Origin of the sequence: Methylobacterium sp. J-077 (assembly GCF_022829365.1) — a bacterium.
In the GTDB taxonomy this organism is placed as follows: Bacteria; Pseudomonadota; Alphaproteobacteria; order Rhizobiales; family Beijerinckiaceae; genus Methylobacterium.
In genome coordinates, this window is the sequence record NZ_JAKSYJ010000078.1 from 128,728 (window position 1) to 151,148 (window position 22,421).

The 22,421-nt window shown below is 68.4% G+C and carries 21 protein-coding genes; 10 read left to right on the forward strand and 11 right to left on the reverse strand.

Features of this window, described 5'->3' with window-relative positions; genetic code table 11:
- Nucleotides 1–68 precede the first annotated feature (68 nt).
- Nucleotides 69–1,994: a hypothetical protein gene (locus tag MKL11_RS05635; RefSeq protein WP_243941073.1), complete on the forward strand. Its 1,926-nt coding sequence runs from the start codon at nucleotides 69–71 to the stop codon at nucleotides 1,992–1,994.
- Nucleotides 1,995–2,034: 40 nt separating this feature from the next.
- On the opposite strand, the gene MKL11_RS05640 is transcribed toward MKL11_RS05635, so the two are convergent.
- The 3 genes from MKL11_RS05640 to MKL11_RS05650 are packed head-to-tail and all read right to left on the reverse strand — an operon-like array spanning nucleotide 2,035 to nucleotide 4,522.
- Nucleotides 2,035–2,769 (reverse strand): ABC transporter ATP-binding protein, encoded by a 735-nt coding sequence (locus MKL11_RS05640; protein WP_243941075.1) that lies wholly within the window; start codon nucleotides 2,767–2,769, stop codon nucleotides 2,035–2,037.
- Nucleotides 2,750–3,487: an ABC transporter permease gene (locus MKL11_RS05645; RefSeq protein WP_243941078.1), complete on the reverse strand. Its 738-nt coding sequence runs from the start codon at nucleotides 3,485–3,487 to the stop codon at nucleotides 2,750–2,752. Before MKL11_RS05645 ends, MKL11_RS05640 begins: the two co-directional genes overlap by 20 nt.
- Nucleotides 3,488–3,538: 51 nt before the next feature.
- Nucleotides 3,539–4,522 (reverse strand): ABC transporter substrate-binding protein, encoded by a 984-nt coding sequence (locus MKL11_RS05650; protein WP_243941080.1) that lies wholly within the window; start codon nucleotides 4,520–4,522, stop codon nucleotides 3,539–3,541.
- Nucleotides 4,523–4,735: 213 nt separating this feature from the next.
- On the opposite strand from MKL11_RS05650, the gene MKL11_RS05655 reads away from it, so the two are divergent.
- Complete coding sequence (locus MKL11_RS05655; protein WP_243941082.1) at nucleotides 4,736–5,113, forward strand: 4a-hydroxytetrahydrobiopterin dehydratase; 378 nt, start codon at nucleotides 4,736–4,738, stop codon at nucleotides 5,111–5,113.
- A gap of 20 nt (nucleotides 5,114–5,133) precedes the next feature.
- Here MKL11_RS05655 and MKL11_RS05660 read toward each other — a convergent pair whose 3' ends face one another.
- The 4 genes from MKL11_RS05660 to MKL11_RS05675 form a co-directional block, all read right to left on the reverse strand.
- On the reverse strand, nucleotides 5,134–5,355 hold the full coding sequence (locus tag MKL11_RS05660) for a hypothetical protein (RefSeq protein ID WP_243941084.1): 222 nt from the start codon (nucleotides 5,353–5,355) through the stop codon (nucleotides 5,134–5,136).
- Nucleotides 5,356–5,533: 178 nt separating this feature from the next.
- Complete coding sequence (locus tag MKL11_RS05665) at nucleotides 5,534–8,599, reverse strand: efflux RND transporter permease subunit (protein WP_243941085.1); 3,066 nt, start codon at nucleotides 8,597–8,599, stop codon at nucleotides 5,534–5,536.
- Between the two features lie 22 nt (nucleotides 8,600–8,621).
- Nucleotides 8,622–9,719, reverse strand: a complete 1,098-nt coding sequence (locus tag MKL11_RS05670) for an efflux RND transporter periplasmic adaptor subunit (RefSeq protein WP_243941087.1) — start codon at nucleotides 9,717–9,719, stop codon at nucleotides 8,622–8,624.
- The gene (locus MKL11_RS05675; RefSeq protein ID WP_243941089.1) at nucleotides 9,716–10,807 is read right to left on the reverse strand and encodes an efflux RND transporter periplasmic adaptor subunit; all 1,092 of its coding nucleotides are present in this window, start codon (nucleotides 10,805–10,807) and stop codon (nucleotides 9,716–9,718) included. The genes MKL11_RS05670 and MKL11_RS05675 overlap by 4 nt, the downstream gene beginning before the upstream one ends.
- A 103-nt stretch (nucleotides 10,808–10,910) precedes the next feature.
- On the opposite strand from MKL11_RS05675, the gene MKL11_RS05680 reads away from it, so the two are divergent.
- Nucleotides 10,911–11,474, forward strand: a complete 564-nt coding sequence (locus MKL11_RS05680; protein ID WP_243941091.1) for a TetR/AcrR family transcriptional regulator — start codon at nucleotides 10,911–10,913, stop codon at nucleotides 11,472–11,474.
- 361 nt (nucleotides 11,475–11,835) lie between these two features.
- Nucleotides 11,836–12,537 (forward strand): hypothetical protein, encoded by a 702-nt coding sequence (locus MKL11_RS05685; protein WP_243941094.1) that lies wholly within the window; start codon nucleotides 11,836–11,838, stop codon nucleotides 12,535–12,537.
- Nucleotides 12,538–12,619: 82 nt separating this feature from the next.
- Here the strand turns inward: MKL11_RS05685 and MKL11_RS05690 are convergent, their stop codons facing one another.
- Entirely contained in the window at nucleotides 12,620–12,904 is a 285-nt protein-coding gene (locus tag MKL11_RS05690; protein WP_243941096.1) for a hypothetical protein, read from the reverse strand.
- A 438-nt stretch (nucleotides 12,905–13,342) separates the two neighbouring features.
- On the opposite strand from MKL11_RS05690, the gene frc reads away from it, so the two are divergent.
- Both frc and MKL11_RS05700 read left to right on the forward strand, forming a co-directional pair.
- Nucleotides 13,343–14,620, forward strand: a complete 1,278-nt coding sequence (gene frc, locus MKL11_RS05695) for a formyl-CoA transferase (protein WP_243941098.1) — start codon at nucleotides 13,343–13,345, stop codon at nucleotides 14,618–14,620.
- A gap of 119 nt (nucleotides 14,621–14,739) precedes the next feature.
- On the forward strand, nucleotides 14,740–15,672 hold the full coding sequence (locus MKL11_RS05700; RefSeq protein WP_243941100.1) for a methionyl-tRNA formyltransferase: 933 nt from the start codon (nucleotides 14,740–14,742) through the stop codon (nucleotides 15,670–15,672).
- 18 nt (nucleotides 15,673–15,690) lie between these two features.
- Here MKL11_RS05700 and MKL11_RS05705 read toward each other — a convergent pair whose 3' ends face one another.
- Nucleotides 15,691–16,347, reverse strand: a complete 657-nt coding sequence (locus MKL11_RS05705) for a class II aldolase/adducin family protein (protein ID WP_243941102.1) — start codon at nucleotides 16,345–16,347, stop codon at nucleotides 15,691–15,693.
- A gap of 92 nt (nucleotides 16,348–16,439) precedes the next feature.
- On the reverse strand, nucleotides 16,440–17,717 hold the full coding sequence (gene oxlT, locus MKL11_RS05710) for an oxalate/formate MFS antiporter (RefSeq protein WP_243941104.1): 1,278 nt from the start codon (nucleotides 17,715–17,717) through the stop codon (nucleotides 16,440–16,442).
- Nucleotides 17,718–18,202: 485 nt separating this feature from the next.
- Between oxlT and MKL11_RS05715 the strand changes: the two genes are divergently transcribed.
- The 4 genes from MKL11_RS05715 (at nucleotide 18,203) to MKL11_RS05730 (ending at nucleotide 21,242) form a co-directional block, all read left to right on the forward strand.
- Nucleotides 18,203–18,895, forward strand: coding sequence for a GntR family transcriptional regulator (locus MKL11_RS05715; protein ID WP_243941106.1), 693 nt, complete (start codon nucleotides 18,203–18,205; stop codon nucleotides 18,893–18,895).
- Nucleotides 18,896–19,289: 394 nt separating this feature from the next.
- The gene (locus MKL11_RS05720) at nucleotides 19,290–19,442 is read left to right on the forward strand and encodes a hypothetical protein (RefSeq protein WP_243941108.1); all 153 of its coding nucleotides are present in this window, start codon (nucleotides 19,290–19,292) and stop codon (nucleotides 19,440–19,442) included.
- 114 nt (nucleotides 19,443–19,556) lie between these two features.
- Nucleotides 19,557–20,630 carry an HD-GYP domain-containing protein gene (locus MKL11_RS05725; protein WP_243941110.1) on the forward strand — a complete coding sequence of 358 codons (1,074 nt, stop codon included), beginning with the start codon at nucleotides 19,557–19,559 and terminating at the stop codon, nucleotides 20,628–20,630.
- 117 nt (nucleotides 20,631–20,747) lie between these two features.
- The gene (locus MKL11_RS05730; RefSeq protein WP_243941112.1) at nucleotides 20,748–21,242 is read left to right on the forward strand and encodes a CAP domain-containing protein; all 495 of its coding nucleotides are present in this window, start codon (nucleotides 20,748–20,750) and stop codon (nucleotides 21,240–21,242) included.
- A gap of 4 nt (nucleotides 21,243–21,246) precedes the next feature.
- Here MKL11_RS05730 and MKL11_RS05735 read toward each other — a convergent pair.
- Nucleotides 21,247–22,421 (reverse strand): single-stranded-DNA-specific exonuclease RecJ (locus MKL11_RS05735; protein ID WP_243941114.1); only part of this gene is annotated, 1,175 nt, incomplete at its 5' end.

Sequence of the window (22,421 nt, forward strand, 5' to 3'; positions counted from 1 at the left end):
ATTGCCTCGACCGGTAAAACGCGCCACCCATGCGGAGACCCCGCCTGAGCCGTGATCCGGACGAACCCATGATCCATCCGAAGGCCCGATCCCGCCTCCGGTCGGCTTTGGCCGCGACCTGCGCCCTCGCCTGCCTCGCCGGCATGGGGCTGCCCGCCCCGCTGGCGGCCCAGGAAGGCGCCGCCGCGGTCCAGGACGTCACTGTCACGGATGTCGTGCTGCCGCTGGGCGGCACGCTGCTCCGGGCGCCGAAGCTGACGGCCAGCGGCACGCGCCTGTCCAAGGACGAACTGGCGGCGATCCTGAAATCGGATTCTTCCGAGACCTGGGAGACGCGGCTGGCGCGGCTCGACGCCGGCAGCCTGACCATCCCGGTCCTGACCTCCGAGCATGCCGGCCCGGGCGACGACCGGCAGACCGTGACCTATCGCGACGTGGTCGCCCGGGACGTGAAATCCGGCCGCGTCCGGGAGCTCACCGCCGCGGGTGCGACAGTGAGCGCGGTGGCCGGTCCGAATCGCGGCAACGGTACCTACGACGAGGTCCGGGCGACCGATCTCGACCTCGCGGCGCTGAGCCGCCTCTACACGGTGCCGGGCGACGGCAAGGGGCCGGTGCAAAAGGTCTACGGCACGATCCAGGTGGCGGACGTGACCTACTCGGATGCGCGCGGCACGACCGTGAAGATCGCGCGCCTGAACGGCCGCGACCTCGGCGGGCGGCAGGTGCCGGATGGCTGGAACGGCGCCTTCGCGATCGTGGCCGCGGGCTTCCAGCCCCCGCACGACCGGCGGACCTTCGCGGCCTCGGCCGCCGACTTGATCGAGGCGACCGCTCTGGGCAGCCTGGACATGCAGGGTCTGAGCGTCAGCAACACCGATGCGCAGGGGCCGGTCCTGTTCGAGATCGGACGGGCGACCTACGGCGCCACCGGTGCCGAATCCGGCACGGTCCTGGAAAACATGACCCTCTCGCGCGGGAGCCTGCGCGCGCATCTCGGGCGCCTCGCGCTCACGAACGTCTCCCTGGCGCCGACGATCGCGGCCCTGCGCAGTTTCGCCGCCGAGCCCGAGACCCGGCCCGGGTTCAGCGATGCCGAGATGCGCCGCCTGACGCCGGCCTTGGGCGGCTTGACCCTGGTCGACCTGAGCATCGACCTGCCGGCCGACTCGGAACTTCCGAAACCTCCGCCGCAGGATCCGCGCCCTGCGCCCCGCGCGGCTGCACCCGGCAAGTCGGTTCCGGCCAAGCCAGCGGATGCCAAGGTGCCGGAGACGAAGTCCGGCGACCCGCTCGCGGTCACGATCGCACCGGCCCCCACCCGCAGGGTCGCCCTGCGCGAGGCCGCCTTGTCGTTCGGGCCCCCGCAGGACGGCTTGCCGAGCGCCAGTCGCCTCACCCTTTCCGGTCTGAGCCTGCCGGCGGATCTCGTGGCCGGCGCGCCCATCGTCGGCGCGCTGCCGGCCTACGGCTACCGCAATCTCGACCTTGATCTCGTGGCCGACGCGGCGCTGGACGAGAAGGCGCGCGACCTGTCGCTGCGCGAGGTCACGATCTCGGGCCGCGACCTCGGTACGATCCGGATCACCGGCACGCTGGGCGGCTTCGGACCGGAACTGTTCAACGGCACCCTGCCGGCCACCACGATGCTGATGTTCACAGGAAGCGCCAAGACCCTCGATCTGACGATCGAGAATGCCGGCCTGTTCGAGCGGTTTCTCGCCGCCCAGTCGAAGGATCTCAGCTTGAAGCCGGAGGAACTGCGCAAGGAATACGTCACGGCCAGCCTGCTCGGCGTGCCGGTGATCCTGGGCAACACCGCAGCCGCCAAGGGCATCGGCGCGGCGATGGGGCAGTTCGTGATGAAGCCCGGCAAGCTCGTCCTGCACGCCAAGTCCAAGGAGGCCGCCGGCATCGGCTTCATCGATATCGGCGCGGCCCGCTCGCCGGCGGCCCTGCTCGACCGGCTGGACGTGGACGCCAAGGCCAACTGAGCCCTCGGGATCGCCGGCCGCTGCCTGTCAGGAGCACCCGCTACTCCGCGATGATCCCGGGATGCCGCACCGCCAGCGCCGCCCGGGTCGCCTCGCCCCAGGCGCGGTCGCGCTGCCCGCGCGGTCGGTCGAGGGGCACGTCCGCCATGAGCGTCGCCGGCCGCTTCGAGACCAGCAGCAACCGATCCGCGATGCCGATCGCCTCGGCGACGTTGTGGGTCACCATCAGGACGCTCATGCCGGCGGAGTCCACCGTGTCGACCACCAATCCGCGCAGCTCCGCGGCGGCGGCATCGTCCAGCGACACGAACGGCTCGTCGAGCACCAGCACGCGGGGATCATCGGCGAGCGCGCGGGCGAGGGCCACCCGCCGCTGCATGCCGAGCGACAGCGCCTTCGGGTAGCTGCCGCGCCAGGGCGTCAGGCCGAGCTTGGCAAATAGCCCGTCGAGGTTCCGGCCGCGCCGTGCCCGCGGCAGACCGAGCCGGACATTGTGCTCGACGCTGCGCCAGGGCAGCAGCCGCGGCTCCTGAAATACCAAGCCGGTCTGCCCGGCGCCGGAGACCCGGCCCTCGAAATCGGTGTCGAGGCCGAGCAGGATGCGTAACGTGGTGGTCTTTCCAGCGCCGGATGGCCCGATCAGGCAGACGATCTCGCCGGCTTCGACGCCGAAGGCGAGATCGCGGACCGCCTCCACGGGCTCGGCGCCCTTGGAGCGGTAGACCTTCGCGGCGATCGCGACCTGGAGGACGGGTTCAGCGCCAGCGGCGGACATGGGCTTCGAGCCGCTGCAGGAGGAGGACGTCGATGCCGATCATCACGGCCATGAAGACGAGGCTGTAGCCGATGATCGCGGCGACATCGGTGCTCTGCACGAAGTAGTAGTTGATCGCGAAGCCGACCCCGTCGGGTCGTCCGAGCAACTCGACCACCAACACGATCTTCCAGGCGAGCGACAGGCCGGAGCGGGCCGCCGTGACCACGTAGGGCTGGAGCTGCGGCACCAGCACGTCGAGCGCCCAGGTACGCCGGTCGAACCGGTAGGCCTGGGCCATCTCGTCGAGGCCGGGATCGAGGTTGCGCGCGCCCTCGCGGACGATCACCGCGACGTTCGGCAGCTTGTTGAGCACCACCGCCAGGATCGCGGCGGTCTCGGTCAGCCCGACCCAGACATAGGCCAGCACGGTGATCACCAGGGCCGGCGTGTTGAGCAGGACGAGGAGCGGCGTGTCGAGGGTCAGGTCGGCGGCCTTCGAGCGCCCGAGGGCGACGCCCAGCAAGATGCCCAGCACCATCGCCACGGCGAAGGAGATCGCCACCCGGAGCAGCGTGATCCCGACATTGTGGACGAGGTCGCCGCGCTCCGCCTCCTGGATGATGAAGCGCAAGACCGCCATCGGGGCGGGCAACAGGCGCGACCCAGCCTCCAGCGCGGCGAATTGCCAGGCGGCGACGAGCACGGCGAGGGACGCGATACGGGTCAGTGCGCCCATGCGAGTCCGGTCATCCGAAGCCACGATGCTACGGGCAGCCTACGAGGCCGCTCAACCATTGCGGCCGCTGTCGTAATAGAGGTCCGGCGGCAGCCCGGCGCCCTTGCCGACGAGGCGGGCGCCGCCGAGGCGGGACATGACCGCGTAGAGCTGCTCGGCATCGGCGCGCTCCGCCGCCACCGGGCGACGCGGGATGCCGGCCAAGAAATCGCGCTTGAGCGCCTCGAAGGTCGCGTCGTTCTCGGCCGCCATCAGCGGGCGCACGACGTCCCAGGTGCTGGGATCGGCGGCCAGCATTTCCTTGGCGGCGCGGGACGCCCGCGCGAAACCGGCCACCGCCTCTGGCTTCTCCTTCACGGTCACGTCCTGGAACAGGTAGCCGATCAGGGAGACGTCGCCGGCTACGCCCAGCGCATGCATGATGTCCTCGGCGCCGACCAGCCGGCGAAAGCCCTTGGCCTCGAGCCGCGCGCAATAGGTCCAGTAGGTCAGCGCCGCGTCGAGGGCGCCCTGCTCCAGCTTCAGGGTGATCAGCGGCGGCGCGCCGTAGGCGATCTCGGCGGCATGCTCCATGTCGATCCCGGCGGCATCCTTGGCCTGAGCCTTCAGCAGCAGCCAGTTCTTGTCGAGCGGGCCGCCGGCGACGCCGAACCGCTTGCCGTCGAGGTCCTTGAGGCTTTTGATCGGGCTGTCGGCCGGCACCATCACGGCGCCCTCCGAGGTCGAGTACGGGATGAAGCGCACCGCCTGGCCGTCGTTGCCTAGCCGCGCCGCCCAGAGCAGGTCGCCGATGATCGTGTCGACCTGCCCGCCGATGAAGCCGATCCGCGCCGCGTCGTTGCCGGCGAGCTTGACCGCGTCGAGCTGGAAGCCGTTGGCGGTATCGAGGCCGCGGGCCTTGATCACCGCCGCTTCCCAGGTCGAGGTGCCGAACGGGAGGCTTCCGAGGCGGATCACCGGCACGTCCGCCCGCGCCGCCCGCAGGCCGAGGCCGCCGAGCAGGCCGCCGGCGAGCATTGCGCGCCGTGACAGCATCACGCCTTCTCCCATCGTATTGCGCGGTCTTCGGAGATCGCAGACTTGGAGGACCGCAGACTTGGGCGTGGACTTGTCCTGGCGCCATTGGAAAAAGGTCATAGGGCCCGCATGGCACGCCGTCCACCGCGGCGAATGTCCCTGCCCGCTTGCGCGCCGCCGGCGGCACGGGCACCGTCGTCCGTCGACGACGGCACGAGAAGGACGAGACGGATGAGCGAACGGCGCGAGGGTGCTCTGGACGAGGCGGCCGTGGAGGCGCGGCTCAAGGCCGAGCTGCCGGAGTGGCGGCTGGAGGGCGGCTGGATCCGCCGCACCTACAAGACGGCGGGCTGGAAGGGCACACTCATGGTGATCAACACCGTCGGCCATCTCGCCGAGGCCGCCTGGCACCACCCCGACATCACCGCCTCCTATGCCTGGGTCGAGGTGCGGCTGATGAACCACGCGGCCAAGGGCATCACCGACAAGGATTTCGCCCTGGCCCGGAAGATCGAGGAGGTCGTGTCCTGGCAGCCGGCCCTGGAGGGACAGGGGCTCGACGGCACGCCGTCCGATCCGCGCTTCGCCTACATCAAGTACGACAAGTAGCGCAGCCCGGAGCCGCCGGTTCACTGCGGCTCCTTTACCCGGCGGCACTCGGTCTTGAGGTAGGCGGTCTTGCCGATCTCCTCGCGCCGCTCGGTGCGGGCGATGATCTCCTGCCAGCCGGTGGCGCAGCCGAGCTCGTTGGCGACTCGAATTTTTCGCACCTCCAGCGCTTCGGCATCGGTGCAGGCCTCCTGGGCGAGACCGTTGGCGCAGACCAGGACGACGGCGATGAAGGCGTTCATGCGGGCGGGATTCCTCGGTTCACGCCCCGCTTACGCGCGGGGACGGCCCGGAGTTTCCGCCCATGGCGCCACCTGTGCGCCGGGATGATTCACGGTCGGCCCGCCCTGAGGGGGCGGAGGGGAGGGCCGACCGCTCATCGCAGCGTGGGGCCACACTGCGATCGGTGTGGCTGTTCGCTCAAGCGCCTTGCGCCGGAACCGGATGGCGGCTCTCCGGCCGGATCCGGTAGCAGCCGACATAGAGCGCGGGCAGGAACAGCAGTGTCAGGAACGTCGCGGCCAGGATGCCGCCGATCATCGCGAAGGCCATAGGTCCCCAGAACACCTCCCGGGCGATCGGGATCAGGCCCAGGCTTGCCGCGGCGGCGGTGAGCAGGATCGGCCGCATCCGGTGGTGCGTCGCCTCGTAGACGGCGTCCCACGGCGCCATCCCGTCGGCCCGGAACTCCTCGATCTGGCTTACCAGGATCACGGCGTTGCGGATGATGATGCCGATCAGGGCCAGGATGCCGAGGATCGCCACGAAGCCCATCGGCTTGTCGAACAGCAGCAGCGCCGGCACGACGCCGATCAGTCCGAGGGGCGCCACCGTGAAGACCAGCAGCATTCGGCCGACGCTCTGAAGCTGGACCATCAGCAGCAGCGCCATGGTGAGCAGCATCACCGGCACCACCGCGGCGATCGGGCCCTGGCCCTTGGCGGATTCCTCGACGGCGCCGCCGGTCTCCAGGGTGTAGCCCTCGGGCAGCGCCTTCGCGAAGGCATCGATGCCGGGTTGGAGCGCAGTGACGATGGTGGCGGGCTGGGTGGTGTCGCGGATCGTGGCCCGAACCGTCACGGTCGCCAGTCGGTTGCGCCGCCAGACGATCGGCTGCTCGAGGTCGTAGCCGATCCGCGCGAAGGACAGCAGCGGCACCACGGAGCCGTTGGCGAGGCCGACCTGCAGGGATTGCAGGGTGTCGAGCGACGAGCGCTCGGCGGCCCGCGCCCGCCCGACGACGTTGACCAGATAGATCGAGTCCCGCACCTGCGTGATCGCCTGGCCGCCCTCGATGCCGTTGAGGATGCCGGCGATGTCCTGGCTGGTCACACCGAGCTGGCGCGCCTTGTCCTGGAGGATCTCGACCCGCAGGACCTTGCCGGGCTCGTTCCAGTCGAAGGTCGGCACGTCGAGCCGCCGGTCGGTGGCGACGACGTTGGCGAGGTCGAGGGCGAGGCGGCGAACGGTCTCCATGTTCGCCCCGCTCAGCCGGTACTGGACCGGCCGGCCCACCGGCGGCCCGAGGCTCAGGGGCTGGACCAGCACGTCGGTGCCGACGCAGTCGCGGCGGCCGATCGCCTGGAGTCGGGCCATCACCTGATCCCGGATTTCCAGGGACTTCGTGACGACGACGATCTGCCCGTAGAAGGCGTTGGAGAGCTGCTGGTCGAGGGGCAGGTAGAAGCGTACAGCGCCCTGGCCGACATAGGACGACCAGCTGGTTACGTCCGGATCGTCCTTCAGATTCGCCTCGAACCGGTCCATCTGGGCCTTGGTCTCGGCGATGGTGGCGTTCTGCGGCAGCGTCAGGTCGACCAGCACCTCGGAGCGGTCCGAGGACGGGAAGAACTGTTGCTGGACGTGGCCCATCCCGACGATGGCCGCCGCCATCATAGCCAGGCAGAGGGCGACCGTGGTCCAGCGCCACGCCATAGCCAGCTTGAGCACCGCCAGGAACAACCGAGTCAGGAAACCGCGCTTCTCGGCGTGGTGCTTGACGGTCTTCGGCAGCAGCGTGACGCCGATCAGCGGGGCGAACAGCACCGCCACCACCCAGGAGACCAGCAACGCCGCAGCCAAAACCACGAACAGAGAGTAGGTGTACTCGCCCGCTCCCGAGCCGTTGAAGCCGATCGGCAGGAAGCCCGCCACCGTCACCAGCGTGCCGGTCAGCATCGGGAACGCCGTCGATGTGTAGGCGAAGGTCGCGGCCTTGCGCAGCGTATCGCCCTGTTCCAGCCGGGCGACCATCATCTCGACCGTGATCATCGCGTCGTCGACCAACAGGCCGAGCGCGATGATCAGGGCGCCGAGCGAGATGCGCTGCAGCGTCACATCCATCATCTGCATCACGACGAAGACGATCGCCAGCACGAGGGGAATCGAGACCGAGACCACCAGCCCGGCCCGGACGCCGAGACTGACGAAGCTGACGGCGAGCACGATCACGACGGCCTCGACCAGCGCCTCGGTGAAGCCGCCGACCGCGTGCTCGACCTGCTTGGGCTGGTCCGAGATCAGGTGGACGCCCACGCCCACCGGCAGCGTCGCCTCGATCCACCGCATCTGATCCTTCAAGGCCTCGCCGAAATGCAGCAGGTTGGCGCCCGGCCGCATGGCGATGGCGAGGCCGATGGCCGGCTCGCCGTTGACCCGGAACATCGGGGCGGGCGGATCCTCGTAGCCGCGGCTGATGTCGGCGATATCGGCCAGCCGGAAGAAGCGGTCGTTGACCCGCAGGTTCACGTCCTGGAGGGAGGCTTCCGAGGTGAAGGAGCCGCTGACCCGCAGCGAGACGCGCTCCGGCCCGGCCTGCACGACGCCAGAGGCCGAAACCGCGTTCTGGGATTGCAGCGCCTTGATCAGCGCCTGAAAATCGATGCCGTAGCCGGCAAGCTTGCGAGTCGAGAAGTCGAGGTAGATCGTCTCGGCCTGGGTACCGATCAGCTGGGTCTTGCCGATGTCGGGCACCCGCAGGACCTCGGTGCGCACGCCCTCGACGTAGTCGCGCAGCTGCCGGTAGGTCAGCCCGTCGGCGGTGAACGCGTAGATGTTGCCGTAGACGTCGCCGAACTCGTCGTTGAAAAACGGGCCCTGCACGCCGTCCGGGAACTGGCCCTTGATGTCGCCCAGCCGCTTGCGGACCTGGTAGAAGGCCGGCTGCACATCGGATTTCTTCAGGGTGTCGCGGAACTGCACGAACACCGTCGAGGAGCCCGGCGTGGTGTAGCTGCGGACGTAATCGAGGCCGTTGAGCTGCTGCAGCTCCTTCTCGATCCGGTCGGTGACCTGATCGATCGTGTCCTTGATCGTGGCGCCAGGCCACGTCGTCTGCACGACCACCGTCTTGATCGTGAACGGCGGATCCTCCTCGCGGCCCAGGCGGCTATAGGCCATCACGCCCGCGACGAGCGCGACCGCCATCAGGAACCAGACGAACGAGCGATGCCCGAGCGCCCAGTCGGAGAGATTGAAATCCTTCACGGGAAACCCTCGTCCGGCCGGCTCAACGGGCGTCGTCGGTCAGGCGCACGGCCTGGCCTTCGCGCAGGGTGTGGACGCCCGCGACCACGATCCGCTCGCCCGGTGCGAGACCGTCGCTGATCGCGACGCGGCCACCCTCGACCGCCTCCGTGGCGGCGGCCGGCGTCACGTCGCGGCGCGTCACCGCCTTGCCGTCTGCGGCGACGATCCAGACGGAGCGCCGCCGTCCGTCTTCGAGCAGCGCGGAGTCCGGCAGGAGGAAGTGGCGGGGGACCTTGCGCATGAGCGACACGTCGATGGTCGCGCCGAGTCGGAACGCCGGACCGGGATCCTCCAGGGTGATGCGGATGCGTCGGGAGCGCGTCCCCGCCTCGGCGAGCGGCGCGATCTCCCGGACGCGGCCCTTGGCCGTCAGCTCCGGCGCGCTCTGGAGCGACACGTTGAACACGCCGTCCGCCGGTAAGGCGCCGACATATTGCTCCGGGATGTCGACCACGGCCTCGCGGATCTCCGGCCGGGCGACGGTCACGACGCCCTGGCCGGCGCTGAGCACTTGCCCGACTTCAGCGAGGCGCTGGGTGACGACGCCGTCGAACTCGGCCTTCAGCTCCGTGTAGCCCATCTGGTCCCGAGCCTTCTGAAGGCTCGCCGCGGCCTGATCGAGCCGCGCCCGGGCGGTATCGCGCTTGGCCACCGCCTGATCGAGGGACGCCTGCGAAACGTTGTTGCCCGCCATCAGCCGCCTGGCGCGCGCCTCGGCCGCCTCGGCATTTTCGGCCTGCGCGCGGGCGTCGGCGAGGTCGGCCTCGGCGCGGGTCAAGTCGAACCGCGTGACGACGGTGTCGAGGGCGGCGAGCCGCTGCCCCTTCTTGACGATATCGCCGACGGTCACGTCGCGCGCCACCATGCGGCCCGGAATCTGGAAGCCGAGCTGCGACTGGTAGCGAGGCTCGATCGTGCCGGCGAAGGGGCCGAATGCAATGTTGTCGCTCGGCACCGCGACCTGCGTGAGGACCGGCCGCACCGGCGCCGCCGCCTCCTGGGGCGCGTCGCCATGGCTGTCGCAACCGCCGAGAATGAGAGCGAATGCGGTGGCCGCCAGAACCGGGCGCACACTCATGGGTTGCCTCCGACGAGGGCGGCGGCAACCTCCTGCCCCGGCCGCAGAAACTGGATGCCCGCAATGATGACGTGCTCGCCCGGCTCGACACCGCTCTTCAAGGCGATGACGTCCGGCCCGTACCGGTCGATCTCGACAGTGCGGACGGCCACGGTCCGCTTGCTGGTGTCGTAGATCCAGACCGCCGGGTGGCCGTCGTAGCGATAGAGTGCCGACCAGGGCAGGATCACCGCATCGTGCGGCGCGAAGCGGCCGTGGCCGATGACGACGGCGCCGAGGCCCATGGCCGGCGGCGTCTGCTCCAGGCCGATCTTGACCCGGACCGTGCCGCTCGACGCATCCACCGTCGGCGAGACCTCGCGCACGGTTCCGCGCGCCGTGATCGCGGGGTTCGCCTGCAACGCCACCATGATGGTCTTGTCGCCCGGCGGACGCGCAGTCAGCGATTCGTAGACGTTGAACACCGCGTCGCGCGGCCCGTCCTGGGCGAGCACGAGGACGGTCTGGCCGGACTGGACCACCTGGCCGACCTCGACGCTGCGGCTCGTCACCATCCCGGATACGCCGGCGCGCAACTCGGTATAGGAGAACTGCTCCTGCGCGGTCCCGAGGGCCGCCTTGGCGGAATCGACGGCGGCTTGCGTGGTCCGCAGTTCCTGCTCGGCGTTGTCGTAGCTCGGCCGTGTCGTGTAGCCGCCCGCCAGGAGCTGCTTCTGGCGCTCGTAGGCCATCTTCGCCTGGGTCAGCAGCGCCTCCGCGGAGGCCAGGGCAGCCTTGGCGTTGTCGAGATTGGCCCGCTGGGTCAGCGGCTCGAGTACGGCGAGCACCTGATCGGCCTCGACGTGATCGCCGACCTCGACCCGCCGCTCGGCGACCTTGCCGTTCGTCCGGAACGAGACGTTGACCTGCGCCTGGGCCTGGATGTCGCCGGTCAGCACCACCTCCGAGGCGACCGGCGTGCGCCGCGCCTCGACGACCCGGACTCGCGCGAGGGCCGAATCGGGCGCGGTCGCGGGGTCAGCAGCCCAAGCCGCAGGTGCGAAGGCGATCGTCGCGAAGACGAGAGCTCTGTATCGGTGAGCGATCATGCGGATCATGCGTTTGCCGGTTGCGGACGAAGGGCCCCAACGGCGTGGCGCGTTCCTACTCCATCGCTTACATACCGTCCAGTCGGTTTCTAATTGGTGATCCATGCGCGTGAAACGGCAGCGGCTGGTGGAACGGCCCGAAATCATCCTGGAGGCGGCCGATGCCGTGCTGCGCAAGGGCGGCGCGCGGGCTCTCACCATCGATGCGGTCGCGGCCGAGGCCGGGTTGAGCAAGGGCGGCGTGCTGCATCATTACGCGTCGAAGGACGCGCTCATCCTGGCCCTGGTCGCCCGTAAGCTGACCGAGCTGCGTGACGGCATCGCCGCCTGCGAGAGTGAACTCGCACCCGGCCCGGCGCAGCTGCCGCGGGCCATGGTGGCCCACGCGCGGTCACATTATTGCGACGATGACGAGTCGTCGCGCGCCCTGCTGCTGGCTTCGATCGAGTATCCCGAGGCCCTGGACGATTACCGCGCCTTCGTGGCGGATCGGCTCGACCGGCTCGCCGGGATGAACGGTGCCTGCCCGGGCGAGGGCTCGGTCCTGTTCTTCGCGATTCTGGGCGTGATCATGGGCCGGACCTTGGGCTTCCACCAGCTCGACGCGAACGAACTGGAACCCGTGTTCCAGGCCCTGGAACGCATCGCCCGCAAATCCGAAGCGTGAACCCTCACCACGCGGCGCCGGACGCGCCGCATCGGTTGTATCGATCTGCAAACACGTCGAAATTTCGCGCACGGGGACAGATTCGAACCGCAATCCTCCGCGATGGTCGTTTCATCGCGGAAGATGTACGGGGTGACCTGTGTCGGACACCCCGTAAAAATCGTCGCGGTGTCTTTACCGGATTGCCGGAACGACCGTGCGATGAAAGAGTCTCAATCGTGTCGCGTCTTCGGGTGGTCGGACCATTGCATGCGGATGACGATTGTCCGGACGAGAATACCGGATCGTCATGCGCCCATGGGACGTCCGGCGGCACAAGCGTGTTGACAGCCGTCCCATTACTCGCCGCCAGCGTAACGTCATGAGCGAACACGCCGCGATTTCGTCGTCCGACGACCTGCGCCATGCTCTGGCGCGCGCGCTCTACGAACACGATGGAAGCGAAATCGCCGATTATCCGGCTTGGGACGGAGAGTTCCTGGATACGCGCCATCCCGGGCTGCGCGAGCGCTATCTCCGGCGGGCCGACGCACTGGCGGATGGCCCCCTGGCCGCCCTGGTCACGGATTTGGATGCGCAGACCGCACGTGACGAGGAGTTGCGTGTCTTGAGACGTCAGCGGATGGCCCCGGAGCGCGAGCGCGAGCTTCTGGAGGCCAACAACCGCATCCTCGCGCGCGCCAATGCGGCGGAGGCCGCCCGGGACGCCGCCGAAGCGGCCCTCGCCGTGGCTCAGCGGGAGCGGGAGGTCGCCCGGGAATCCGAGGCGTTCTGGCAGCACTTCGCCTTCGACGCCGACGAATTGGCGACCCAGCGGTTGATCGAGCAGACCGACGCCCGGGCCGAGGCCGAACGGACCGCGATCCGCGAACGCTGCCGGCGGGAGCGGGCCGAGAGCGCGCTCCGGCTCTTCGCCGACCGGGCTGAGGTAATGCCGAAGGAAGGCTGGGCGTCGGAATTGACCAAGGCCAATCGCGACATTCCGCTCTGGTGGTTCCACGCCGCTCGGGTCGCGCTGGAATCGCACGAGCCGCCAGCCAATCCGGAGGCGGACACGCCCTGACTGGCTTCGATGAGGGCCGGTCAGCGCGGCCGATCGGGCCGCGCGCGCACCATCGCCAGCCGGCCCACGAATGAATGCAGAGTCAGGCTGCGGCCGGCCGTGCCAGATCCGCCGGCGGCTCGCGGAACAGAGCCGTGCAGCCGGAGCCGCGATGCATGCTGAGGATCGAGGCCCGGTCGATGTCCGGATGCGCCTTCAGCACCTTCTGCACGCAGCACAGGACGCGCTCATACTGCGCGGCGTCGAAATTCGGTTCCAGCGGACTCACGGCGATGTACGTTTCGACCACGAGCACGCGCTCGGCCCGGTCGCGGTCGACATCGACGGCGATCCAGGACGACTTGATCAGGCTGGTGCTGGCGAGCATGGGCGTTCCTCGTTCAGCTTTGTTGCGCGGTCGTTCGCGGGGCGAACAACCGATTTTGGCGGAATGATGGACCGCCTTGAGACGTATGCCAAGAGGGCGAGGACCAGTTCCCCCGTTGCTCTGCCGGGTTCGCGTTGAGACCTGAAACTCTTGGGTCTATGCTGGGGAGCCAGACACAACCTTTACGAGTGCTTCTTTCTACTCGCCTCTGGCGGATGGCATGTGGTATACAAATTTTAAGGTCCACCAGCTTGGGCCATCGTGACGGAACCGCAATTCGACGGGGCCGCGCATCGGGAGGGAGTTTCGGCATGGTCCGTCCGAGAACGCGAGACGCGTGTTTCCAGACCCGCTGCGCAGCCGCCACGCGCGTGAGACCGATCTGAGACACCTCCCGTCGCCGCATCCCGAAACCCGACCCGAGATCCGAGACCGATCATGACCAAGGCCCTCGAAGGCGTCCGCATCCTGGACTTCACCCACGTTCAATCCGGCCCGACCTGTACCCAGCTCCTGGCCTGGTTCGGGGCCGACGTGATCAAGGTCGAGCGGCCGGGCGTCGGCGACGCCACCCGCCAGCAGCTCCAGGACATTCCGGATGTGGACAGCCTGTATTTCACGATGCTGAACCACAACAAGCGCTCGCTCACGCTCGATTCGAAGAACCCGAAGGGCAAGGAGGTGCTCTGGCGCCTGATCGAGGAATGCGATGTCCTGGTCGAGAACTTCGCCCCCGGGGCGCTCGCCCGGATGGGGCTGACCTGGGAGAAGATCCACGCGAAGAACCCGCGCATGATCCTCGCCTCGGTGAAGGGTTTCGGGCCCGGCCGCTACGAGGAGTGCAAGGTCTACGAGAACGTCGCGCAATGCGCCGGCGGCTCGGCCTCCACCACCGGCTTCCGCGACGGCATCCCGATGGTGACCGGCGCCCAGATCGGCGATTCCGGCACAGGCCTGCACTTGGCGCTCGGCATCGTCACCGCCCTGTACCACCGCACCCAGACCGGGCTGGGCCAGAAGGTCGATTGCGCCATGCAGGATGGCGTGCTCAACCTGTGCCGGGTGAAGCTGCGCGACCAGCAGCGTCTGGAGCACGGCCCCCTGAAGGAATATAGCCAGTTCGGCGAGGGCATCCCGTTCGGCGAGGCGACCCCGCGGGCGGGCAACGATTCCGGCGGCGGCCAGCCCGGCCGGATCCTGCGCTGCAAGGGCTGGGAGCAGGACCCGAACGCCTACATCTACGTGATCACGCAGGCCGCGGTCTGGGACCCGATCTGCGACATCATCGGCGAGCCGGGCTGGAAGACCGATCCGAACTACGCCTCGCCGAAGGCGCGCCTGCCACATCTCAACGAGATCTTCACGCGTATCGAGGCCTGGACGATGAAGATGTCCAAGTTCGAGGCGATGGACATCCTGAACGGCCACGATATCCCGTGCGGGCCGATCCTGTCCATGAAGGAGATCGCCGCCGACGAGGCCCTGCGGGCGACCGGCACCATCGTGGAAGTCGATCACCCAACCCGCGGCCGCTACCTCTCGGTCGGCAACCCGATCAAGCTGTCGGCGAGCCCGACGGACGTGGTCCGTTCGCCGCTGCTCGGCGAGCATACCGACGAGATCCTGCGCGACGTGCTGAAATATTCGGCCGAGGAGGTCGCGGAGATCTCCGGGTCCGGCGCCATCGGCGGGGTGCAGAAGATCGCCGCGGAGTGAGGATGATCGGCGATCCCGGGCTCGACGTCCGGGGTCGCCGCTGCCCGTTCCCGTAACATCGCCTTCAAATCCAAAACATCCCGCCCCGCTTCGGGGCCGGACGACGCTAGGGATCGCCCATGCGCATCGCCGTCATCGGTCAGCAGGATTTCGGCAAGGCCGTCCTGGAAGCGTTTCTGAAGCGCGGCGACACCGTCGTGGGCGTCTTCTGCGCGCCGGAAAAGCCGGGCGCCAAGCCGGACGTCTTGAAGACTGCGGCGCTGGAGAAAAGCCTGCCGATCTTTCAGTTCCCGAACCTGAAGAGCCCGGAAGCCGAGGCGGCGATGCGCGGCCTCGACGCCGATATCGGCATTATGGCCTACGTGCTGCAATTCGCACCGCAAAGCTTCGTCACTATCCCGAAGCATGGGACGATCCAGTATCATCCGAGCCTGTTGCCGCGCTATCGCGGGCCCTCCTCGATCAATTGGCCGATCGCCAAGGGCGACCTGCAGACCGGGCTCACGATCTTCCGTCCCACCGACGGCCTCGATGAGGGTCCGGTGATCCTTCAGAAAACCTGCGAGATCGGCGGCGACGCCACGCTCGGCGACATCTACTTCGACAGCCTGTTCCCGATGGGCGTCGACGCGATGCTAGAGGCGGCCGACTTGGTGGTCGCGGGCCAGCACATCGAGATCGATCAGGACGAGGATGCGGCGAGCTACGAAGGCTGGTTCCGCGCCGCGGAAGCCGAGATCCGCTGGTCGGCCCATGCCGACCAGATCTACAACCTGATCCGGGCCGCGAACCCGGCCCCCGGGGCCTGGACCACCCTAGACGGCAAGAAGCTGCAGATCTTCGACGCGCGCCTGCACCCGGTCCGCCGCCTCGGCGACGTGAAGGGCAAGCCCGGCGAGGTGATCGCCGTGGACGAGGACGGTTTCAGCGTCTGCGCACAGGGCGGCCGAATCGAGATCCAGAAGGTCAAGCCGGAGGACGCGAAGAAGATCTCGGCCGCGGAGTTCGCCGCTTCGGGAGGCATCGCGCTCGGCCAGATCCTCGGCCGGTAGGCCGAGGAAAGCCTCGGTTCAGGTCTTGTCGACGGCGTTCAGCCCGTAGCCGCGGAAGCGCTCGACGGTGCTGTTGATCTCGTGGTCGGACAGGATGTTGGGCGCGCCGACCTGAAGCGCCACGGCGTATTGCCAGCACAGGGTCTCCAACTCGACGGCGAGCCACAGGGCCTTCTCGATAGTCCCACCGGCGGCGATCATGCCGTGGTTGGCGAGCAGGCAGACGTTCCGGTCCTTGAGCGCCGCCAGGGCCAGCTCCGTCAGCTCCGCGGTGCCGTAGGGCGCGTAGGGCGCACAGCGCACATTCGGCCCGCCGAAGGCCGCGATCATGTAATGCACCGCCGGGATCTCCCGCCCGCATAGGGCGAAGGCGGTGCAGTGGATCGGGTGGGCGTGGACGACGGCGCCGATCTCGGGCCGCGCCGCCAGGATGTCCCGGTGGAAGCGCCATTCGGAGGAGGGCTTCAGCCCCGCCGGGTGTGTCCCATCGAAGGCCAGGGGTACGATGTCGTCCGGCCCCATGCGAGCCGTGGGCAGCCCGGAGGGCGTGATCAGGATGCCGTCGCGGAACCGCACCGAGACGTTGCCCGAGGTGCCGCGGTTCAGGCCCTGCGCGTCGAGGTCCCGCGCCGCCGTCACCACGCTCTCGCGTGCGATCCGCTCGTCCCTATCCATGCCCGATCCTCGGATGAACCCCGTACCGGGTACGCGCGAAGCCCCGGCGCCGTAAAGCCGGCGCCGGGGCTCCTATCGTTTGGTCCGCTGTCTTACTTGGCCAGCACCGGTGCGAGGTTGGCCTGCGGCGCCTTGGTGTAGGCGGCCCGCATCGGCTTCAGCACGAACAGGGCCAGGAACGCCGCCAGGATGTTGAGCCCGGCAGCCACCAGGAACACCATGTGCCAGCTCCCGGTCATGGTCGTGAGCACGCTTGTATAGGGCACGATCAGCGCCGCCGTGCCCTTGGCGGTGTAGAGCAGGCCGGCATTGGTCGCCGCGTATTTCGACCCGAACGTGTCGCCGCAGGTCGCCGGGAACAGGGAGTAGATCTCACCCCAGGCGAAGAACACCAGGCCGGTGAGCAGCACGAAGGCGATCGGGTTCTCGCCGAGCTGGCTCAGCGCATAGATGCCGAGGCCCTCGATCGCGAAGGAGATGAACATCGTGTTCTCGCGGCCGATATGGTCCGAGACCCAGCCGAAGAACGGCCGCGTCACGCCGTTGAGCACCCGGTCCAGGGTCGCCGCGAAGGTGAGCGCCGGCAGCGTGATCCCGAGCAGCGAGACCGGCACCTCGGCGATCTTGAAGTCCTTGGCGATCGGGCCGAGCTGCGCGGTCGCCATCAGGCCGCCGGCGGCCATCATGACGAACATCGCGTACATCACCCAGAAGATCGGGGTGCGCACCGTTTCGGACGGCTTGAAGTCGCGCTTGGATTGGCTGACCCGGGCGACGTCCGGGACCTGGCCCTTCGCCGGCGCCCGCAGGAACAGCGCGATCAGCATCACGATCAAGCCTTGGCCGATACCGAACGAGAAGAAGGCGGCCTCGTAGCCTTGCGATTTGATCATCGCCTGGATCGGAACGACCGTGAGCGCCGAGCCGGCGCCGAAGCCCATCGCGGTGATGCCGGCGGCAAGTCCGCGGCGGTCCGGGAACCACTTGAGGGAGTTTCCGACGCAGGTTCCGTAGACCGCGCCCGCGCCGGTGCCGCCGATGGCGGCGGCCACGTAGAGCATCGTGAGGGTGTCGGCGTAGGAATTCATCACCCAGGCGATGCCGCAGAGCAGGCCGCCGAACAGGGTGACGATCCGCGGTCCGTATTTGTCGACGAACCAGCCCTCGATCGGCACCAGCCAGGTCTCGGTGACGACGAACAGCGTGAACGCGACCTGGATCGCCGCGCGATCCCAGCCGTGGCGCTCCTGCATCGGGTTCACGAAGAAGGTCCAGCCGTATTGCATGTTGGCGATCATGCACATGCAGACGACGCCGAATGCGAGCTGCAGCCATCGGCCGGGCCCGACCGACTTGCGGATCTCGGACATACGCTTCCCTCCAGGTTGGATTTATTATTTTCTGTCGAACCTCGGCCGTGGTTATGCCTGGACAGAGCGAGACACGGCAGAACAAAGCGAGCGGCGTGCTTTGAAAAATTCTTGCGTGACGGACAAATCAAGTCTCGGCTGTGCCGCGATCCACCGCCCAGAGATCGTGCGCGCACTGGATTGGTCTACGATATGCCAGAATAAAGGTGCTGAGATCAGATGATTCTGTCAATCAATCTTGCATAAAAATACATGATTGTGCCGCTGGATTACCGGATCGTCTCAGACGTAAGCTCGGTTTCGGCATTACCGTTCCGGTTCGAGCCCCTCGAACCGTGCGTCTCACTCACGGCTGGCGGCGACCGCTCTGTGGAGTTGGCTCGCAATCGACTAGGATCGGGCAAAGGTTTGGGCTAGTTCGTTTTGCGAGCGCGCGACAGAGAACACGTGCGAGAAATCATGGGCATGGGCCGACTGGACGAGGCATGTCGAACTCTGAACCGTTGAGCGTTAAACCGATCGTCGCCAGCTCCAGTCTACGGACCTTGGCTTATGAAGCGCTCAAGACTGCTATCACCAACATGGACATCTACGGGCGGCCCGACGAGGTGCGGCTCGACGAGCGGAAACTGTCGCAGGATCTCGGCGTCAGCCGCACGCCCGTTCGTGAGGCGCTCACCGTCCTGGAGCAGGAAGGGTTCGTCCGCTCCGAGGCCCGGCGCGGTGTCTTCGTCATCAAGAAGAACAAGCGCGAAATCGTCGGCATGATTCACGCCTGGACGGCCCTGGAGAGCATGGCGGCCCGCCTCGCCTGTACCCGAGCGACCGAAGCGCAGCTCCGATCGCTACGCGAATCATTTCCGGAGTTCTACGAGGGACAGCCGGCCGAACATATCGACGAATACTCGGACGCCAATATCCGCTTCCATCAACGGATCATCGCGCTCGGGCATTGCGAGCCGATCGCCGAACTGACCAGCAACCTGCTGATGCATGTGCGCGGCATCCGCAGCACTGCGCTCCGGCAGGGCGATCGGGCCGAGCGCTCGATCCGTGAGCACGTGGCGATCATCGCCGCGCTCGAAGCCCGGGACGCTGACAATGCGGAGCGGCTCGTGCGGGAACACGGCCTCGGCCTCGCCCAGCACGTGGACACCTACGGCGATTACCTCGATTGAGGGTCGTCGACCGGATGTTGAAACGTGGGTCGATCGGCCTCGGCTGACACGTCGGTGGCCCGGCCGACGGCGTGATCGGCGTCTGCCCTCTCGTCAGCTTCCCGCAGGTGGATCCATCGACCGTGAACGCCGGCAGGTTCGCGCGTCGCGGATCGCATGGCGCACGCCGATTGCGGTGCAATATGCCGCCCTTCGACCAGAAGCTATCTTCGCGCATCGGGCACGCGGCAGCTGACGTCGCAGCGGACGGGACGGATCACGCTCGGGTCCACCGTCACGGCATGCATTCCAAGCATGACTGGAATTCGGTATCTGGCATACCAGTTTGCGGCGCGGCATGGCATCTCTTGCATCGCACCATCGCTGTCCTGCCGAGCTGCACCGGAGCCTCCCGATGATCGCCAGTTTCCTCGTCCTGTTTGTCGCCCTCGCCGCTTGCCAGGCGCTGCTGGCCGTCAAGCTTGCGGACATCCTCAGTCCGTCCGCCGATGCCGGCAAGCCGGTCACCCGGCCGGCCCATCAGGACGGCGCCGTCAGCCTCGCCTGACCACCGCTTTTCCGGCCTCTATACGCGGGCAGACTGCGTAGGGTTAACACTTTGCTCAAGGGTTTCCGCTAGAGTCAACGGATCGTTGACCATGCGGGCGAGGGAGCAACCGCGTTGGCCCTCGGCCTCTCGTCACGGACCGGGGACGGTCCGTTCGTCCTCCTGGTCTCGGATCGTCCGTCCGAATGCGCCGCCCTGGAGCGCGCCATCGCCCTGGTGATGGATTGCTGGGCGGTCCCCGCCGGCAAGGCGATCCCCCCGGGACGTCCGCATCTCATCATTCTGGATCTGCCGCCGACGCAGGCCGTCGCGCTGGAGCCGGCCCTGACCCATCGTGGGCTGCCGGTTCCGCGCCTCGTCCTGGTTCGCGGCGAGCCTTTGAAGGCGTCCCCGCATGTGCGCCAGCTGCCGGCGGCCGCTCCGCGCCAGCTGGTGCTGGCGAACGTCTTCGCGATGATCGAGGCGGTGACCCGCTCGGTGGAAACCCGCCGGCAGAAACTCGTCGGGCGCGTCTCGGACGCCACTGCGATCGTGTCCGAACTGTTCGACAGCGCGGCGCTCGGCGCGGGGCTGCAGCGCGCCGATGTCGAGCGTGGCACCGAGCTGGTGCTGGCCGCCGTCTCGGAGGCCGGGATCACGGATTGGCTGGCCGAGGTTTGGCGCCACGATATCGGCGTCTACCAGCACACGCTGGGGGTGGCCGGCCATGCCGCGAGCTTCGGCGCGCAGATCGGGCTGAGCCGGATCGATCTCGCACGGCTGGTGCGGTCCGCCCTCCTCCACGATATCGGCAAGTGCCGCATCCCGAGCGAGATCCTGAACAAGCCCGGCCACCTCGACCCGGAGGAGTTGCGGCTGATGCAGCGCCATCCGGTGATCGGCGCCGACCTCCTGCGGGCGCAGGGCACGTTCGAGAACGAGGTCATCGACGTCGTCCTGCACCACCACGAGCGCCTCGACGGGACCGGCTATCCGGACCGGCTCCGGGGCGCGGCGATCTCCGATCTGGTGCGGATCGTGGCGATCTGCGACGTGTTCTCGGCCCTGACCGAGCGCCGCGCCTACCGGAAACCCGCCAGTCCCGCCGAGGCTCTAGCGATCATGACCGACGGGTCCGGCCATCTCGACCCCGATCTCCTGCGCGTCTTCGCGCCGGTCATGCTCGGGGGCGACGCGCTCGCGGCGTGATGCCGTGGCCCCGGCGCCACGGTTCGATCGCGCGGTTCGAGGCCGACGACCAGCGCCGCGCTTTCGCCGCAACCGCGCCCGAGGGAGACGCACCCCGTCTGGAAGCGCTGTCCCCCCGTGTCGAAATTTTCCCTCGCCGTCGCTGCCGCCCTGTCGCTATCGCTCGCCGGTTGCGGTGGCCTGTCCTTCACGCCCGAACCGGATGTCGAGACCGCCACCCATACCGCGATCCTCGACGAGGTCGCTGCCGCAGCCGCGATCTCGGCCTATCGAGTCCAGCATGGGTTGAGCCCGGTCGTGGTGGACACCACGTTGGTGAAGGCCGCCGCCTTCCAGGCCGGCAACAACGCCCGCCATGGCCAGCTCAGCCATGATGTCGGCGGCAGCTTCACGTCGCGCATGGCCTCGGCGGGATTGGCGAGGTCCTACGCCGCGGAAAATCTCAGTGCCGGTTCGGAAACCTTCGAGCAGGTGCTCGCCCGCTGGAAGGCCAGCCCCGAGCACAACAAGAACATGCTGCTCCCGCAGATCCGTCGGATTGGCATCGCCCGCGTCGACGCGCCGGACACTCGCTACAAGCGGTTCTGGGCGCTGGTGATGGCGGGCGGCTGATCAATCAGGGCTCGGCCAGAGCCAGATCGATGATCCGCAACTGCGCCCGCTCGGCCCCGCGCCAGCGGTCGCAGGATAGCGTGCCGGCTACGTGCATCTCCTGGCCGATCCCTTTAAGCAGGGCCTGCCCGAGCGGGCGTTCGGCCGCGCGAAAGCAGATCGCTCCGACCGCCTGACCGTCGCGGCTGCGCAGGCGAGCGCGGACATGGCCCGAGCCCACGAGCGCAGCATCGACCAGCCGGTGGCGCCCGAGGGCGAAGACAGGCTCCGGGGCGCCCTGCCCGAACGGGCCGGCCCGCTGGAGCAGCCGCACGGTCTCGGCCGTGGCGCCGCCGGCGCTGAGGCCGCCGTCAATCAGCAGCGCATCCGCCGCCCGCGAGACCGCGACGCTGGCGCCGAGCAGGGCCGACAGATGGGTCTCGAGGCGCGGGATGTCGTCGGCCCGCAGGGTGACGCCGGCCGCCATGGCGTGGCCGCCGCCCTTGCTGGCAAGCCCGGCCTCGACGCAGGCGCGAACGGCAAGGCCGAGATCGGCCCCAGGGATCGAGCGCCCGGAGCCGGTGGCGCTGCCGTCCGGCCGGATCGCGAAGGCGAAGGCGGGGCGGTTGAAGCGCTCCTTGAGGCGCGCCGCGATCAGCCCGACGATGCCGGGATGCCACTCCGCGTTGCCGGTAACCAGCACGGCGCGCGCTGGGTCGAGGGTCAGGGCGCGGTCCATCTCGGCCTCGGCCTCGGACACCGCTTGGGCCTCGATCGCCTGACGCTCGCGGTTGAGACGGTCGAGATCGGCGGCAATCTTAGCGGCCTCTGCCGGGTCGGCCGTCGTGAGCAGGCGCGCCCCGAGGGCCGAATCGCCGATCCGCCCGCCGGCATTGATCCGTGGGCCCAGCACGAAACCGAGATGCCAGGATTCCGGAGGCTCGCTGAGGGAGGCGGCGTCGAGCAGCGCCGCGAGGCCGGTTCGCCCCCGGTGGCGCATCACCGTCAGCCCCTGGGTCACGAAGGCGCGGTTCAGGCCGATCAGCGGCACGACGTCGGCCACCGTCGCCAGGGCCACGAGGTCGAGGGCGTCGGTGAGGGTCGGCTCGGGGCGATCCGAGCCAAAATAGCCGTCCCGGCGCAGGGCGCGGTTGAGGGCGGCCAGCGTCAGGAACACGACCCCGGCGGCGCAGAGATGGC